This is a genomic window from Nakamurella sp. PAMC28650, from assembly GCF_014303395.1.
Classification (GTDB): Bacteria; Actinomycetota; Actinomycetes; order Mycobacteriales; family Nakamurellaceae; genus Nakamurella.
The window spans coordinates 3,285,932-3,302,525 of the sequence record NZ_CP060298.1 but is presented as its reverse complement, the minus strand read 5'-3'; the positions used below and the strand labels follow the sequence as shown (position 1 = coordinate 3,302,525).

Below are 16,594 nucleotides of genomic sequence, written 5' to 3'. Positions count from 1 at the left end.
ACTGGTGCAGCGAAGGCTTGTCATATCCCTGTCCGTGAGGCACTGGCCTGGCGGGGCAAGCGCCCGTCAACCCTGCCCTTCGACCCAAACAAGGACACCAAAACCGAGATCGACAACGACAGCACCGGCGCAGGCACCGGCACCGGCACCGGCACCGACACCACAGGCACTGACGACCCAGACAGTGTTTGCCGTCATCTTCTGAACGACCATTCCTGGACCAGAGCAAATGATCACCCCGGTACCGCCGCTGGGGTGCAACAGCCAGAGCCACCCCGCTGCATAGGACCGACGTGGTCGGAGTGGACGCGGGCCGATCGCAACGAGTCGACCGGCCCGGGCCGGCGAGCGGCGCCCACCCGTTGTACGCGCCGGCGTCATCGACCCAGAGGGTGGCCGCGCCGGCGTCATCGACCCAGATAATGATCCCCGAGGTGAAGGCAATCAGGGCGGACACCGCCAGAAGCAGCTCGCCGTCCGACCAGCCGAGTGAACCGGCCAGCACACCGAGCAAGCTGCTCAGCAGCGATCAGAACTAGGCAGCGGCAACGAGTTTGTGGACGAGCCGCATCTTTTCCAGGACGGCCGGTGCCAGGACGAACGGGTACAGGTCCGGGTGCCCCATGGACCGGTTGAGCATGTTCAGGGACCAGGACAGCGGCAGCCAGATCTCGATCATCCGATCGAAACCGGCATCGCCCGCCATCGGGCGATCGAGCGTGGCACCGGCCGGCGCGATCCCGAAAGCTGCTGCCGTGTCGATGGTGTCGCGGATGTGGAGGTAGTGGGCGAAGGTTTCGGCCCAGTCTTCGGCCGGGTGCATGGTGGCGTAGGACGACACGTAGGTCTCCTCCCAGCCGATCGGTGCACCTTGCGAGTAGTGACGGTCCAGAGCCTGCTGGTAATCCAGGTCGGGATCGCCGAACAGCACCTGGAACTCGCCCCTGGCCGGAGAATTCTCGGCCAGCACCGAGAAGTAGTAGTGGCCGGTCTCGTGCCGGAAGTGTCCGAGCAGGGTCCGGTAGGGCTCGGCCATCGAGACGCGGAGCTGCTCCCGGTGCACGTCATCGCTCTCGGCCAGGTCGAGGGTGATCACCCCGTCGTCGTGCCCGGTGATCACCGGCGCGTGCTGACTTGACAGCAGATCGAAGCACAGACCGGATTCCGGGTCGACATCCCGACCGGTGATCGGCAGACCCAGCTCGGTCAGCTCCATCACCAGACGGCGCTTGGCGGCCTCGGCCGCGGCGAACTCGGGGAGAGCGACCAGATCCTGATCGGAAGGCCTGGTCCTGGTGAGCGAGCACGCCGAGCACAACCCCACCGGGCTCCCGGTCGACACCAGCCAGTTGCAAGAGGCGATGTTGAGGTTGGCGCACATCACCCTCGGCAGCTGCTCGCCGGTCAGGCCGTCGAGTCCGACCTGCACGAAATCGCGGGCGACCAGGTCGAATCCCAGGTTGCTGCCACAGCTCAGACAGACCGAATTCTCGAAGGCCAGCCGCTGCCCGCAGTTCGGGCACAGGAAGTCACGCATCGTAAAAAGTCCATTTCGTCTCCGGCGCCGCTGATCGTGCGCCCACTGTTCGGTGCGGGCCACGGCGAAGCACAGGCCCGGACGAACCCTATCGGCCCGATCGCGTCGTCGACGACGCCACAGAGGTGATACCCGGCCGGCAGAGGCCCAAACAGAGACCGTCGCCCACGAGCCAGAAAACACATAGGCCGCTCAGAGCGGTGCGACGTCGACGGCCACCTTCATCGTGCTCGTCTCGGCATCGGTGAAGATCACCCCACGCAACGGCGGGACATCGCCGTAGTCGCGACCCCAGGCCACCGTCGTGTAGCGCTCGTCGGCGAGTTGATCGTTGGTCGGATCGATGGCCAGCCAGTGCCCGCCCGGCAGCCGGACCGCAGCCCAGGCGTGACTCGCGTCCACGCCGACCATCCGCGCCCGGCCCGGTGGTGGGGTGGTCGCCAGGTAGCCCGAGACGTACCTGGCCGGCACACCCTGCGATCGGGCGCACGCCACGGCGAGGTGCGCGAAATCCTGGCAGACACCCTCGCGTTCGACCAGGATCTCGTCGATCGGCGTGCCGATCGTGGTGGCGCCCGAGGTGTACTTGAAGTCCGCGTGGATGCGCCCGGTCAGTTCCAACAGGGTCTCCAGCGCCGGGCGGCCCGGCCGGAAGCTCACCGAGGCGTATTCACGTACGCCGTCGGTGATCTGGACGTACGGCGATGCGAGCAGGAACTCGACGCCCTCGGCATCACCCTCGGTGGTGCGGGCGCCCTCCCACGGACGGTCGGCCGCGGCACGGTCGAACTCCGGGCGCCGCACCTGCACGATCGACACGCCGGTCACCACCAGTTCGGTGTGGCTGCTGGTCACGTGGAAGTAGCTGTCGACGTTGCCGTAGACATCGGTGGACTCGGCGGCGTCCGAGGGCGCCGGCTCGATCAGCAGCGTGTACTCCTGGCAGTCCTGCCAGGGCAGCTCGCGTGGCCGGAGGTAGCCGCGACCGTAGGACGCCGAGACACTGTCGGAATACCGGTACGCGGTGCGGTGCTCGATCCGGTACCTCCGCTGCTCGGCCGTCACAGCGTCGCACCCCCCCGCACGTGCTGACCCAGCGGCAACATCGGCCGCGACCGCCAGAAGTGCGACGTGGCAACGGCATCGGCCAGATGACGCAGTGCGTCATGGACGTCACCGAGGAAGGCGGCCAACTCCGGACGGTCGCCACCGGCGTCGATGTCGTCCATCCGCGCCGGCCGGGCCCGACGCAGGGTGATCGCGAGCTCCTCGGTCAACCGCTCCGGCCGGCTGGTACCGGATGCATCAGGGAGCATCCGCAGATCCTCCGCGATGGCGTTGACCTGGTAGGCCAGCGACCGGGGGTTGCCGGCGTCCAGCAGCAGCAGCTCCAGCACGGTGCCCACCTGGGTGTGGCCGCGGTAACGGCGTCGGTAGGTCAGCCCTGACTCGGCGACGGCCAGTACGGACTCAATGACGATCGTCTCCACGTCGGCGGGATGAGCCGTCGCCAGGGTGGCCCGGAGGAGGGCCGCGAGTTGTTGTCCCCGCTCGAGCCTCCGGCCGAGATCCATCAGACGCCAGCCCGGGTCGCGCACCATGTTCTCGCTGGCCAGACCCGACAGCGCCAGCATGCCGCACAGGATCGCGGCGTGCGTGGACTGCAGCACGGCGCCGGTGTCGTCGGTTGCGGCCGCCAGTTCGGCGATCGCCCGGTCGACACCCGCCAGCACCATCCAGGTGTCGCCCGAGAGCTGGTCGCGCACCGCACGGGCCGTCTCCTGCAAACCCGCCAGGGACTGTGCGACGGTCCCGGGTGTCGAGGCATCGAGGACCAGCTGACGCATCCGGTCGGCCGGATCCACCCACGGCGGCAGCGCAGGGTAGGCAGCCGAGACGGCGGCGACGGCGGAGAGCAACACCGGCACCGAGCCGGCTCCGACGTCGTACGGCCGGAACCGGAACGTGTCGGCCAGGCCGCGCGCGATGATCAGCAGGCGGGTCAGGTCCTCGGTGCGCTCGGCATAACGACCCAGCCAGAACAGGTCCTCCAGCACGCGGGGGGACGCCGCGGCCGCCATCTCCACCGGCTCGACCAACGGTCCGGAATCCAGCACGCTGACCAATTCGGTCGACGCACTCGGGTCGGCCCGCACGGATCGGACCCAGATGTCCTTGGCCACCGAGGGAGCCGCGGAGTGGCCCGATCGCACCGTGATCGAACCGGGCACCGCCGCGTCGCTGATCAGCCGCCCGAGGCCGCCGGGCATCGCCAGGTACCCCGACTGCTGCGCGACGGTGAACACACGCATCCCGACCCGTTGGGCCGCCAGCCCGTCGACGCCGATCGCCGGCGCCTCGGAGAAGGCGGCCTGCTGCTGCCCGACCCACCGGGTGGGACGGGCCAGGATGCGCCGACGCCACTTCTCCCGGTCCGCCGAACTCATCAGGGCCGGCGTGACCGAGGGTCCTGGCCCGGTCGGCCGCAGCACCATCTCGTCGAAATGGGCCAGCACGTGGGAGCGGCCGATGTCCGAACCGCACCAGAAGGTCGGCACCGACTGCAGTCTCAGCTCCTCACCCAGCAACTCTCTTGACAGGACCGGCAGGTAGGGCAGCAGTCCCGGGTTCTCCAGGACGCCGCTCCCGAGGCTGTTGACCACGGTCACCGTTCCGCGGCGGCACGCCTCGGTGAGGCCGACCACCCCGAGCTGGGATTCCGAACGCAGTTCCAGCGGATCCGACCACGCCGCGTCGACCCGGCGCAGTACGACGTCGACCGGCTCGTAGCGACCGAGCGCGCGCATCAGCAGCCGGCCGCCGCGCACCGTCAGGTCGGCGCTCTCGACCAGTGGGAGACCCAGCATGGAGGCCAGGAAGGCCTGGTCGAAGGCGGTCTCGGAGTGCGTGCCGGGACTGAGCACGACGATTCTCGGATTTTCCGCACCGGTCGGCGCAACCGCCTGCAGCGACCCGAGGATGCTGTGGAAGAAGTTGCCGAGACCACGAGGTGCGCTGCGGCGGAACAACTCCGGCAGCACCCGCGACACCACCCGCCGGTCGGCCATCGCGTAGCCCGCCCCCGACGGCGCCTGCGTCCGGTCGCCCAACGCCTGGAAGGCGCCGTCGGGACCACGGCACACGTCGACCGCATGGAAGAACAACTGGTGCGACCCGGGGATCGTGATGCCGTGCGCCTGACGCAGGTAGTCCTCGTGCTCGAAGATCAGTTCGGGGGGGAGCAGCCCACCGGTCAGAACGCTGCGCGCGGAATAGATGTCGGTCAGCAGGGCGTCCATCAGCTGCGAACGCTGCAGGAGTCCGGCCTCCAGCCGACCCCAGTCGCCGGCATCGACCAGCAGCGGCACCGGGTCCAGCTGCCACCGCTGCGCCCGCACCGCCCCGGCCGCCGGCTCCGCAGATGCCTGCCAGCCCGCGTTGACCGGCGTGTAGGTGACGCCGTCGTCCTCGAGCAGTCGGTCGACCAGACCGGTCAGGCCGCTCAGGCCGGTCGCTCCGATGGAGTCCAGTGCTCCGGCGATCTCCGCCCAGCCGGGCAGCATGTTTCCGGTGGTGCCGGTCATCTCGTCGTAGCGGCGGTGCGCCGCCGAGTCGGCCGGCGGGAACATCCCGTACCGACCGAGGTAGCTCTCCACCAGCGACTCGGCACCGCGCGCCAGACCGGTCGTCATCGGCGCCCCGTCCACTTCACGCGCCCGTCCAGTTCACGCTCTCGATTGTGACGCACGATCGCCCGGGAACGGACCCCGGCGCTACCCCGAACGGGTCAAGAACACCTGATCGCGGCCGCACGCCGGGCTTGGGGCTCATCTGCAGACGGCCGTGGCACGACGGAGATCGAGGATGCCGGTCGGTGCGGCGTCGACGGCAAGCCGGGCGATCCGCTCACGGATCTCCGCGACGTCGACCCGGCCGCTGGTGTGGCCGGACGCCTCGAACCGGTTGGTCCGGCGGGACTCGGCCTCGAGCGCGTTGACCGGCGGGGCATCGTAGGACCGGCCACCGGGATGGACCACGTGGTAGGTCGCGCCACCCAGCGACACACCGGTGTCGGTGTCGATCAGGTCGAACACCAGCGGGGAGTGCGGCTCGATGCTCGGGTGCAGGGCGCTGGGCGGCTGCCACGCCCGGTAGCGGATGCCGGCGACCTGACGACCCGGCGTCTCGGTGTTCATCAGCGGTACCGGATAGCCGTTGCACGTCAGTACATGTCGACCGTTGTCCGCGCCGTCGACGAGCACCTGCATCCGTTCGACCGAGGAATCGACGTACCGGGCCATTCCACCGGCGGTCGCCTCCTCGCCGAGCACGTTCCAGGGTTCGATGGCCGACCGGAACTCCATCCCGACCCCGCTGACGCTGACCGTCCCGATCCGGGGAAACCGGAACTCGCAGAACGGATCCAGCCAGCTGGTCGCGAACTCGATGCCGTGGTCCCGCAGATCCGCGGCCACCGAGGCGATGTCGGCGATCACGAAGTGCGGCAACAGGTGCCGCCCGTGCAGGTTCTCACCGTGCCGGATCAGCCTGGCCCGCAAGGGGGATTCCCAGAACCTGGCCACCAGCGAGCGGACCAGGAGGGCCTGCACCAGACCCATCTGGGCGTGCGGAGGCATCTCGAACCCGCGCAGTTCCAAAAGCCCGAGCCGGCCGCGGGCCGAGTCCGGCGAGTAGAGCTTGTCGATGCAGAACTCGGCGCGGTGGGTGTTGCCGGTCAGGTCGGTCAGCAGGTGACGCAGCGCCCGGTCGACCACCCACGGCGGTGCGCTGCCGTCCTTCTCGGTCAGTCGCTGTATTTCTGCGAAGGCGATCTCCAGTTCGTAGACGGCCTCGGGACGACCCTCGTCGACCCGCGGCGCCTGCGAGGTCGGGCCGATGAATCGGCCCGAGAAGAGATACGACAGGCTCGGATGACGCTGCCAGTAGGTGAGCAGGGAGACCAGCAGGTCCGGTTTGCGCAGCATCGGCGACTCGGCCGGGGTCAGCCCCCCGAGGGTGATGTGGTTGCCGCCCCCGGTGCCGCCGTGCAGGCCGTCGACGGCGAACGTCTCGGTGCCGAGGCGGGTCTGCCTGGCCTGCTCGTACAGCGTGGTGGACAGCTCCACCTGCTGCGCCCAGGACGACGTCGGCTGGACGTTCACCTCGATCACACCCGGGTCGGGCGTCACCGACATGCTGGTCAGGCGTGGGTCGGAAGGCGGGCCGTAGCCCTCGATGACGACGGCCGTCCGCAGGGTTCTGGCCGCGTCCTCGATCCGGCCGATCAGCTCGACGAACGGGTCCAGTTCCTCCAGCGGCGGTAGGAAGACGTACAGGTGATCGCCGCGCTGTTCGACCACCAGAGCGGTCGTCGGCAGCCCCCCCGGGTCGTCCAGGACGACCGCGCGGGTCGGCTCGGGATCCAGCGGAGCCTTGGCGTGCAACGGATCCGGCTCGACCTGTGGTTGCGGCGGCACCCAGGAGATGGAGTCAAGCGGCAGCCGCAGACCGGCCGGCGAGTCCCCGGACAGCAGCACGATCCGGGCCCGGCGCAGACTCCAGTTCGGACTCCCCCAGACCTCACCCGCCTCCTTCGCCTCCTTCGCCTCGGGCAGCGTGAGGCGCACCAGGGGCAGGACGAACGCCGTCGGCTCGTTCACCGTCTGCTCCAGCGCAGCGACCAGGTCGGCGCGGGCATACGGCGCATCGGACCCGGGGTCCAGGTCGGCAGGGGGCTCGCCCTCGGGCAGCCGGACCTGCTGGGCGAGCCGTGCGACGGCATCCTCGTAGGCCGGGCGGACCTGGGTGTCCGGCAGCCCGAAGCTCGCGGCCACGGCGGTGGCGAACTTCTGGGCGATGGACACCTGCCCGGCCTTCGGCGGCGCCCACTTCACCCTGGGAGCCAATGGGTCGACCGCCCTGGCCCCGCCCGGCAGCGCCCACGGGTCGGCGAGCAGTGCGGGCTGGCGCCACAGGGGCACACCGTCGGTCCGCCAGAGCAGCGAGATCGCCCAGCGGGGCAACGGCTCTCCCGGATACCACTTGCCCTGGCTGCGCTGGACCAGGCCGCCGCGCGCATAGATGTCGGCCAACCGGTTGGCCAGCACGCCGGCCCGCTCACGCTTGGCCGGTCCGTCTGCGGCGATGGTCCACTCCGGTGCCACGAAGTCGTCGATCGAGACGAAGGTGGGCTCGCCGCCCATCGTCAACCTGACGTCCCCGTCGACGAGCCGCCGGTCGACCGCGGTCCCCAGCTGTTGGATCGCCGCCCACTGCTGCGGCGAGTACGGCAGCGTCACGCGCGGGTCCTCGTGCACCCGGATGACGGTGTTGGAGTACTCCAGGGTGGTCTGGGTGATACCGGTCGTGCCGGTGATCGCGGCTGCGCTGGCCGGATGGGGTGTGGCCGAGAGCGGGATGTGGCCCTCACCGGCGAACAGTCCGGAGGTCGCATCCAGTCCGATCCACCCGGCCCCGGGGACGTAGACCTCGCACCAGGCGTGCAGGTCGGTGAAGTCGGTGACCGGACCGGACGGGCCGTCCAGGGACGGGATGTCCGAGGACAGCTGCACCAGGTAGCCGGAGACGAACCGGGCGGCCAGTCCGAGCTGCCGCAGTACCGAGACCAGCAGCCAGGCGGAGTCCCGGCACGAACCGATCGCGGTGGTCAGCGTGTGATCCGGCGTCTGCACGCCGGGCTCCATCCGGACGGAGTAGCCGACGTCGCCGCGAACGGCGGCGTTGACCTGCACCAGGAAGTCGATCATCGGGGTGTTCGGAGCGATCACCAGCTGCTTGACCCAGTCGGTGACCACCGCACCTGGGCCGCTGCCGGGCGCACCCTCGTCCACCTGGTGCAGATAGGGCTCCAGATCGGCGGCCAGCTCGGGCGGGTAGAGGAATCCGTAGTGCTGTGCGTAGTCCTCGATGAAGAAGTCGAAGGGGTTGAACACCTGCAGATCAGCCACGATCCCGACGGTGATGGACATCTCGGTGGCCCGCTCCGGGAAGACCAGCCGGGCCAGGAAGTTGCCGAACGGATCCTGCTGCCAGTTCAGGAAGTGGTCCTGCGGCGTCACCTTGAAGGAGTACGACTCGATCTTGGTCCGCGAGTGCGGCGCCGGACGCAGCCGTACGACGTGCGGGTTGATGGTGACCAGCCGATCGAACTTGTAGGTGGTCCGGTGCTCCAGCGCGACCTTGATGCCCACGTGTTTCCTCTCGATGAAGCGCTCAGTACCGTGCGGTGCAGCGTCGACGACCCGCCACCTCGGAGAACTCTATGGACCGCGTGTTTCCGTTGTGGAACAGGCGCTGCCGCCTCACACGCATCCTCACACGGTCGGCGGCGATGGTGCTCTCCGTCAGCAGTTCACCACGACGCAGGGAGCACACCGTGCCATTTGTCAACGTCAAGGTCATCGAGGGTGTCTTCACATCCGGCCAGAAGCAGGAAATGATCGCCGGTATCACCGACGCCATGGTGGCGGTCGAGGGCGAGAACCTTCGCGGCATCACCTGGGTCGTCGTGGAGGAGGTCCGCAGTGGTGATTGGGGCATCGGTGGCCAGGGACTGGGCACCGCCGACATCCGGGGCCTGCAGGGACGGGCCGACCTGGCGCCGGCGAACGGCTGAGCGGCCCGCTCCATGACGGTGCGGGTGCGGCTGCTGGGACGACCTCGTCCGGAGTTCACCGACGAGGCGCCGCGCCCGCCCGCCCGAGGACGGAAATCTTAGGCGGTGTTCGCCAGGATCGCGCTGGCCGATCGGCCGCTGCGCCGGAGCGAGCTGATGGCCGAGCTCTTCACCGAGGCCGACGATCCGGCCGCCGCTCTGCGGTGGGCGCTGGCCGATCTGCGGCGCGCGCTGGGCCGCGCCGAGCTCCTGCGGGGTGATCCCGTTTCGCTGCCGCGCGGGCCCCTGGAGGTCGATGTGTGGCAGCTGGACGCGGGCGAGTTGGACGCCTCCGAGGTCGGCGGCGACCTGCTCGAGGGCGTCGACCTGCGGGACTCCCCCGCCTTCGACACCTGGCTGCTGCTGGCCAGGGTGCACTGCGCGGCCACCGGCAGGCAGCAGCTGCGGACCACCGTCCTGCGGCTCCTCGCCGCGGGCCGGGCATCAGCGGCGGTGACGGCGGCGGAGGCGGCCGTCCGGCTCGAACCATTCGACGAACCGGCGCAGGAACTCCTGCTGCGGGCGCTGGTGGCCGACGGCCGGAGCGGTGTGGCCGCATCGCATCTGGCGGCCTGCGAGGGGATGTTCGCCCGCGAGGGCCTGATCGTGTCGCCGTCCCTGCGTGCGGCAGCGCAGGATCCGGGCCTGCCACCCCCTGTCGGGGTCAGGTCCGGGGTGGTCGCCGCCGCCCTGCTGCAGGCCGGGCAGGCGGCGCTGGACGCGGGCGCCGCGGACGGTGGCGTCGAGACGCTGCGCCGCGCAGCCGCGGACGCCGAGCGCGCCCGGGACCCCGGGCTGCTGGCCGAGGTCCTCCACGCCCTGGGATCGGCCCTGGTCCACTCGGTGCGGGGATTCGACGGCGAGGGCGCCGTCGTCCTGCACCGGGCCTTGCGTGCCGCACGCGCGGCCGGCCGATCGGCGCTGGCCGTCGACGTCCTGGGGGAACTCGCCTTCGTCGACATCCAGGCCGGCCGGCATGCGTCGGCCGGTCTGGCTCTCGACGAAGCCCTGCGGGAGGTCCCGGGCGACCACGACACCGGACCAGGTGCCGGCACCCTGGCGCTGCGCGGCATGAACGAGGCGGACCAGGGACGCCACGGGGCAGCCGTCGACCTGCTGACCCGCTCGGTCCGGATCGCCGATCAGAACGATCGGCCCCGGCAGGGCGTCTGGTCGCTCGGCGTCCTGGCCCGGTCGCTCATGCTCTCCGGGCGGACCGCCGAGGCCGTCGCCGCTGCCGAGGCCAGCATCGACCGGTCCCAGCAGCTCCGCTGGAACGCGTTCCTGCCCTGGCCGCAGTCCCTGCGCGCCGAATGTCTTGCCCGACAGGGTCGATGGCAGCAGGCCAGGACCCAGGCCGAGCACGCGTTCGCCCTCGGGTGCGAACTGGGCGATCCGTGCTGGGAGGGCATGGCGGCCAGAGTGCTCAGCCTGACGGCGCACCAGGGCGGCGACGCCCCCTCGGCCTGGCAGTGGATCGTGGACGCGCGGCGGCGCAGCGACCGGGTGTCCGACCGCTACGTGTGGGTCTCGGCCTACGTGGGCCTGGCGCAGATGGAGCTCGCGGTGCAGGCAGAACCGACGCTGGTCGGGGCGCTGGCCGAGCGCCTGCACACCGAGGCGGTGCGGTACGACCTCCCCGAATTCCAGGCCTGGGCCTCCGTGTACCGCGCCGGGGTCGGCGATCGCACCGGCCTCCCGGCCGCCGTCGAAATCGCACGCGGGATCGACAATCCGGCGCTGCACAGACATCTCGCCCGAGTGACCGAGGGACCACCGACAGATGAAGGACGATGATGACCGACCACGGTGCTGACTACACGCGGGCACTCGAACGCGCCTGGCATCACGCCAGGGACTGGCTGACCCGGCTCGACAGCCGTCAGGTAGGGCCCCGACTGGGGATCGACGAGTTGGGTCGCACCTTCGGCGGGCCCCTCCCGGAGGAGGGCTGCGACCCGGCCGACGTCATCGATGCCCTGGCCATCGGCGCAGAGCCCGGCCTGATGGCGATCGGCTCCGGACGCTTCTTCGGCTGGGTGATGGGTGGAACACTGCCGGCCGGGCTGGCCGCGGACTGGCTGGTGAGCGCCTGGGACCAGAACGCCGGAATGCGCGCCCCCACGCCCGCGACGTCGGCCATCGAGGAGTGCGCCGCGCAGTGGCTGCTGGACCTGCTCGGGCTTCCCGGCGGCGCCGACGTCGGGTTCGTCACCGGCGCGACGATGGCGAATTTCACCGGGCTCGCCGCAGCGCGCTTCTCCGTTCTCGACCGCATCGGGTGGGACGTCGGAACGCAGGGACTGTCCGGCGCCCCGAGGATTCACGTGCTGGTCGGCGCGGAACGCCACGACACCATCGACGCCGCCCTTCGTTACCTGGGTCTGGGCCGCCCGACCCCGGTGGCAGCCGACGACCAGGGGCGGATCCTGATCACCGCGCTGACCGCGGCGCTGGACCGGATACCGGACGGCGAGCCCGCCATCGTGTGCCTGCAGGCGGGCAACCTGCATTCCGGAGCCTTCGACCCCTTCGCCGAGGCGGTGCCGGCCGCCCACCGACACGGCGCCTGGGTCCACGTGGACGGAGCCTTCGGGCTGTGGGCCGCAGCATCACCCCGAAGGCGTGACCTGGCCGAGGGTCTGGACGGAGCGGACTCGTGGGCCACCGATGCCCACAAGACCCTCAACGTCCCCTACGACTGCGGCGTGGCCGTGGTGCGCGACCCACGGGCCATGCGGGCGGCCTTCGGCGTGCAGGCCAGTTATCTGCCCACGGACGCCGACGGCCCGGGGAACCCGTTCGAGCGGGTGCCCGAACTGTCCCGTCGGGCACGGGGCGTCCCGGTCTGGGCCGTGCTCCGGTCGCTGGGCCGTACCGGCGTCGGTGCTCTGGTGGATCGGCTCTGCACCGGGGCGCGGGCGCTCGCCGACGGTATCGGGGGCATCGAGGGGGCCGAGGTCCTCAACGAGGTGGTCTACACGCAGGTCTGCGTCGCGTTCGGAGACGACCTCCGCACCGCGGCGGTGACCGCGAGGCTGCTCGCGGAAGGGACCGTGTGGATGTCCGGATCCCGATGGCGGGGCCGGGTGGTGCTCCGCATCTCGGTGAGCAACTGGGTGACCGACGACCAGGACATCCTCCGCTCCGTCGAGGCCGTCCGCAGGGCAGCGTGCGAAGAGCACCGTCCGGAGAACCGGTGACCGGAGCAACGCTCCTCGACAGGTCCGGAAGCGGCGGCGCGGGTGCAGGTCAGCCGGCGGCCTGCGACGTTTCGCTCTTCTTGACCGGGACCGCGTCGACGCCCGCCTCGCGACGTTGGGCCTGCGTGATCGGCGCGGGGGCCGCGGTCAGCGGGTCGTAACCGCCGCCGGACTTCGGGAACGCGATGACCTCGCGGATCGAGTCCATCCCGGCCAGCAGCATCACGATCCGGTCCCAGCCGAAGGCGATCCCACCGTGCGGCGGGGCGCCGAAGGTGAAGGCGTCCAACAGGAATCCGAACTTCTCACGTGCATCGGCCTGGGTCAGACCCATGATCGCGAAGACCCGCTCCTGAACGTCCTGACGGTGGATCCGGATGGACCCGCCGCCGATCTCGTTGCCGTTGCAGACGATGTCGTAGGCGTAGGCCAGGGCACTGCCGGGGTCGCTGTCGAAGGTGCCCTCGAACTCCGGCTTCGGCGAGGTGAACGCGTGGTGCACCGCGGTCCAGGTGCTGTTCGCGCCACCGACGGCGGTCGCGGCGTCGTCCGAGGACTCTGCGACCAGTTCGAACAGCGGTGCGTCGACGATCCAGACGAATTCCCAGGCCTTCTCGTCGATCAGACCGCCGCGGCGGGCGATCTCCAGACGTGCGGCCCCGAGCAGTTCCTGCGCGCCGCGGCGAGTACCGGCTCCGAAGAAGATGGCGTCGCCCGGGCGGGCACCCACGGCGTCCACCAGACCGTCGCGCTCGGCCTCGGAGATGTTCTTGGCGACCGGGCCCCCGAGGGTTCCGTCCTCCGCCACCGTGACGTACGCGAGGCCCTTGGCCCCGCGCTGCTTGGCCCAGTCCTGCCACGCGTCGAAGCCGCGCCGCGGGGTGGAAGCGCCGCCGGGTTGCACGACCGCGCCGACGTAGGCGGCCTGGAAGACGCGGAACGGGGTGTCGGAGAAGTAGCCGGTCAGCTCGGTCAGCTCGCCGCGGTAACGCAGGTCCGGCTTGTCCGATCCGTAGCGATCCATCGCATCGCGGAAGGTCATCCTTGGGATGGGCGTGGGGATCTCGTGACCGATCAGCTGCCAGAGCGCACCGACGACCTGCTCGGCCAGCGCGATGATGTCGTCCTGGTCGACGAAGGACATCTCGATGTCCAGCTGGGTGAACTCCGGCTGTCGGTCGGCGCGGAAATCCTCGTCGCGGTAGCAGCGGGCGATCTGGTAGTAGCGCTCCATCCCCGCGACCATCAGCAGCTGCTTGAACAACTGCGGAGACTGCGGCAGGGCGTACCAGGATCCCGGCCGCAACCGCGCGGGAACCAGGAAGTCGCGGGCTCCCTCGGGCGTGGACCGCGTGAGCGTCGGCGTCTCGATCTCGACGAAGTCGTGACCCTCCAGCACCGTGCGGGCGGCCTTGTTGACGGCCGAGCGCAACCGCAGCGCCGCCGCGGGACCGGACCGTCGGAGGTCGAGGTAGCGGTACTTGAGCCGGGTCTCCTCGCCGATCTCGGCGTCGGTCTCGATCTGGAACGGCAGGGCGGCCGCCTCGCTGAGGACCGTCAGGACCGAGGCGTCGACCTCCACCGCACCGGTGGTCAGCTCGGCGTTCTGCATGCCCTCTGGACGCACCTCGACGACGCCGGTGACCTGGATGCAGTACTCGCTGCGCAGCCGATGGGCCTGTTCGAGGATCGCCCCTTCCCGGAAGACCACCTGCACCACCCCGGAGGAGTCCCGGAGGTCGATGAAGATGACCCCACCGTGATCCCGACGCCGGGCCACCCACCCGGCCAGCGTCACGGTGCCGTTGCCTCGCTCGTCCGGCGTCCCCGCCCCGGCGGCGTCGGCGGGACGGAGTGAGCCGGCAAGACGGTCGCGAAGCACAGGGGAATCCTTTGGGTCGGGGGTCTGGTGACCGCGCTGAACCAGGCGGATCAGGCTCACCGATCCTACTGGCCGCCTGCTGCCGGTTTACCTGGACGATCCAGACCCGCGGCGGTGACCCAGGACCGTGCGCACCGTCCTGGCCACCTGGTAGAGGGCGAAGGTGGCGAGGGCGAACGGCGTGCGGCTGACGAGGAAGAACTCGTGGTGGCTGCGCACCTGCTCGCTCCACCGCAGTTTCGCCGTGTCGACCCCGATCGAGAAGGCCGCCTCGGTGACGCCGGCCGCACTCGCCCGCCGGATCGCCTCCGACTGCAGCCACGTCACCGCGGACAACTCGGCACCCGTCGCGTCCATGCCGGAGATCGACAGCCACAGCTGATCGCGCCGTCCCAACTGATCCGCACCGGCACCTCGACCGCCGGCATCCGGTTCCTGCAGCGCCGCAACGATTCCTGGAGGTTTCGCTTGACCCGTGGCGGCTCGGACCCCCAGTCGGCTGGATCCACCCGCAGCACCACGGACGGACGGACCACCTTGTGCACCAGTGCGACCCCGCGCCGGGGGTCATCGCCGTCCGGGGGCAGCACCGCCGCCTTACTGGTCTCGCTGTCCGATCACGAGGCCTTCGGCATGGTGCCGCCGGAAGCTGTCTGCGCCGGCGCACGGGTGGTGCTCAGCGACATCCCGGCCCACCGGGAGATCGTCCGCGATTTTCTCGGCCCGGCCGCGATCTGCCTGCCATCCGGCGACGCCGATGCGCTCGCCAAGGCCATCCAGGAGCAGCTCTGGCAACCGGGCCGTGTCCATGCCGAACTGCCGGACTGGTCGGAGGTGGCGCGACGAACCGTCGAGGTCTATCTCCGACGACCGGATCGCGACCACCGTGTCAATTCCTCGTCGATGGAGAAGGACGGCATCAGATGAACGCCACGCACAGCCGGATCGGACTGCTCGACATCCCCTGGGAGGGGCACTGGACCGCGATCGCCATCGCGCCCGTCAGCGTCCCGACGCCGGCGGAACTCACCGACCTGCTGATGCGGTTCCTGGCAGCAGATCCGGCGTCACCACTGGCGGCGACCATCGATGCCAAATCCCGTCGGTGGAATGCCGTACCGGTCGCAGAGCGCCAGGATTTCCTGCGCCGGGCGATCGTCAGCGGCGATGATCCCGATCTGGAGAAGATGTCCGAGCACATCGACCGCTATCGGCCGGACGCGGATTCCAACTCTCCGCGGATCGTCCTCGGCCAACATTCCATCTGTCTCTATCACAGCCATATGTATGGTGATGCGTCGTCCTTCTCGCAATTGGTGGTGCAGTTGGCCCTGGGTCATCAGGAAGGTCTTTCGGGCCTGGAACCCAGAGCCGGGCTCGCGGTGGCCCTTCGCACGCTGATACGCCAACCGGGATCGAGCTACCGCGAATGGGGGAAACTGGGACTGCGCCCGGTGAAGAGAATCATCAATCGTAGAACTACGTCCAGGGTGCCGATACGCTCCTCGACGACGGCCGAGAATGCCGCGTGGCCAACAGCTGTGCCGGCGGCCACGGCGCACGTGCCGGCAATCCAGGGGAAGACGGCCTTCGCCGATTCGATCCTGACCAATGCGCAACTGCGCGATCTCACCCGCTGGCGCAACCAGAACTGCCGCGGCGTCTCCCTGACCTCGGTCCTGATTGCCGCCACCTACCGGGCCACGATGATCGAGGGTATTCCGATGAATCCGGCGGGCTACTACAGCCTGTTCGACATTCGCCGGTACGTACCGGCAAATTCCCGGGACGCGGCGAAAAAGTTCGGCAATCTGGCCAAGAGCGTCTTCCTCGACGCGGACATGACCGATCCGTTCTCCATCGGCACTGCGATGGAGCAGGTCATCGAATCCGGCTGGGCGCTCCCGGGTCTGGTGATGGGCGCGCTGACCACCGGGATCCGCCGGACGACCCACGACGGGCCGCCGGTGCCGGACGGACCCGTCACGCTGTCGTTCGTCTCGATGCCGACGCTGCCCGGGCTGGCCGAGGTTCCGTGGCTCGGTGAAGGGGCCAGGCGATACTGCGGTGTCGGATATCCGGTCGGGCGGCTCGGGATCAGCGTGTTCGCGATCAGGTTGCGGGGTCACATGGAGATCAGCGCGAGCTTCGACAGCACCGTGCTGGACCCGGCAGCGGTGCGCCGCGCCGTCGGCGGCCTGACGGACCCTGCACTGCTCTCGCAGCTGACCGTGGCAGGTCACCTGGCGAAGTAGGGCGGCGGTCGCCACGCCACGGCACGGCACGGCACTGCACTG

11 protein-coding genes are annotated in these 16,594 nt (G+C 69.9%); 5 read left to right on the top strand and 6 right to left on the bottom strand.

Going from position 1 to position 16,594, the window contains the following annotated elements; all coding sequences use genetic code 11:
• Positions 1 to 535 precede the first annotated feature (535 nt).
• From H7F38_RS14935 to H7F38_RS14920, 4 genes are all read right to left on the bottom strand, one after another.
• Positions 536 to 1,537, bottom strand: coding sequence for a putative zinc-binding metallopeptidase (locus H7F38_RS14935; protein WP_187090604.1), 1,002 nt, complete (start codon positions 1,535 to 1,537; stop codon positions 536 to 538).
• 192 nt (positions 1,538 to 1,729) lie between these two features.
• Complete coding sequence (locus H7F38_RS14930) at positions 1,730 to 2,602, bottom strand: transglutaminase family protein (protein WP_187090603.1); 873 nt, start codon at positions 2,600 to 2,602, stop codon at positions 1,730 to 1,732.
• Positions 2,599 to 5,229: a circularly permuted type 2 ATP-grasp protein gene (locus H7F38_RS14925; RefSeq protein WP_187090602.1), complete on the bottom strand. Its 2,631-nt coding sequence runs from the start codon at positions 5,227 to 5,229 to the stop codon at positions 2,599 to 2,601. The genes H7F38_RS14930 and H7F38_RS14925 overlap by 4 nt, the downstream gene beginning before the upstream one ends.
• Before the next feature lie 135 nt (positions 5,230 to 5,364).
• Positions 5,365 to 8,748 carry a DUF2126 domain-containing protein gene (locus tag H7F38_RS14920; protein ID WP_187090601.1) on the bottom strand — a complete coding sequence of 1,128 codons (3,384 nt, stop codon included), beginning with the start codon at positions 8,746 to 8,748 and terminating at the stop codon, positions 5,365 to 5,367.
• A gap of 185 nt (positions 8,749 to 8,933) precedes the next feature.
• On the opposite strand from H7F38_RS14920, the gene H7F38_RS14915 reads away from it, so the two are divergent.
• From H7F38_RS14915 to H7F38_RS14905, 3 genes are all read left to right on the top strand, one after another.
• Positions 8,934 to 9,173, top strand: a complete 240-nt coding sequence (locus H7F38_RS14915) for a 4-oxalocrotonate tautomerase family protein (RefSeq protein WP_187090600.1) — start codon at positions 8,934 to 8,936, stop codon at positions 9,171 to 9,173.
• 105 nt (positions 9,174 to 9,278) lie between these two features.
• A complete protein-coding gene (locus tag H7F38_RS14910; RefSeq protein ID WP_187090599.1) occupies positions 9,279 to 11,009 on the top strand; it encodes a BTAD domain-containing putative transcriptional regulator in 1,731 nt (576 codons plus the stop codon).
• Positions 11,009 to 12,415, top strand: coding sequence for a pyridoxal-dependent decarboxylase (locus H7F38_RS14905; RefSeq protein WP_187090598.1), 1,407 nt, complete (start codon positions 11,009 to 11,011; stop codon positions 12,413 to 12,415). The genes H7F38_RS14910 and H7F38_RS14905 overlap by 1 nt, the downstream gene beginning before the upstream one ends.
• Positions 12,416 to 12,464: 49 nt before the next feature.
• Here H7F38_RS14905 and aspS read toward each other — a convergent pair whose 3' ends face one another.
• Both aspS and H7F38_RS14895 read right to left on the bottom strand, forming a co-directional pair.
• Complete coding sequence (aspS, locus tag H7F38_RS14900; protein WP_187090597.1) at positions 12,465 to 14,297, bottom strand: aspartate--tRNA ligase; 1,833 nt, start codon at positions 14,295 to 14,297, stop codon at positions 12,465 to 12,467.
• A gap of 87 nt (positions 14,298 to 14,384) precedes the next feature.
• Entirely contained in the window at positions 14,385 to 14,693 is a 309-nt protein-coding gene (locus H7F38_RS14895; RefSeq protein ID WP_187090596.1) for a hypothetical protein, read from the bottom strand.
• A gap of 141 nt (positions 14,694 to 14,834) precedes the next feature.
• Between H7F38_RS14895 and H7F38_RS14890 the strand changes: the two genes are divergently transcribed.
• Together H7F38_RS14890 and H7F38_RS14885 are read left to right on the top strand one after the other, a co-directional pair.
• Positions 14,835 to 15,224, top strand: coding sequence for a glycosyltransferase (locus tag H7F38_RS14890; protein ID WP_187090595.1), 390 nt, complete (start codon positions 14,835 to 14,837; stop codon positions 15,222 to 15,224).
• Positions 15,221 to 16,552, top strand: coding sequence for a hypothetical protein (locus tag H7F38_RS14885; protein WP_187090594.1), 1,332 nt, complete (start codon positions 15,221 to 15,223; stop codon positions 16,550 to 16,552). The genes H7F38_RS14890 and H7F38_RS14885 overlap by 4 nt, the downstream gene beginning before the upstream one ends.
• The last annotated feature ends 42 nt before the right edge of the window (positions 16,553 to 16,594 follow it).

Coding starts and splice junctions, on each gene's coding strand:
- H7F38_RS14935 (WP_187090604.1), bottom strand. CDS start 1,537: ATGCGTGACTTCCTGTGCCCGAACTGCGGGCAGCGGCTGGCCTTCGAG.
- H7F38_RS14925 (WP_187090602.1), bottom strand. CDS start 5,229: ATGACGACCGGTCTGGCGCGCGGTGCCGAGTCGCTGGTGGAGAGCTAC.
- H7F38_RS14905 (WP_187090598.1), top strand. CDS start 11,009: ATGACCGACCACGGTGCTGACTACACGCGGGCACTCGAACGCGCCTGG.
- H7F38_RS14885 (WP_187090594.1), top strand. CDS start 15,221: ATGAACGCCACGCACAGCCGGATCGGACTGCTCGACATCCCCTGGGAG.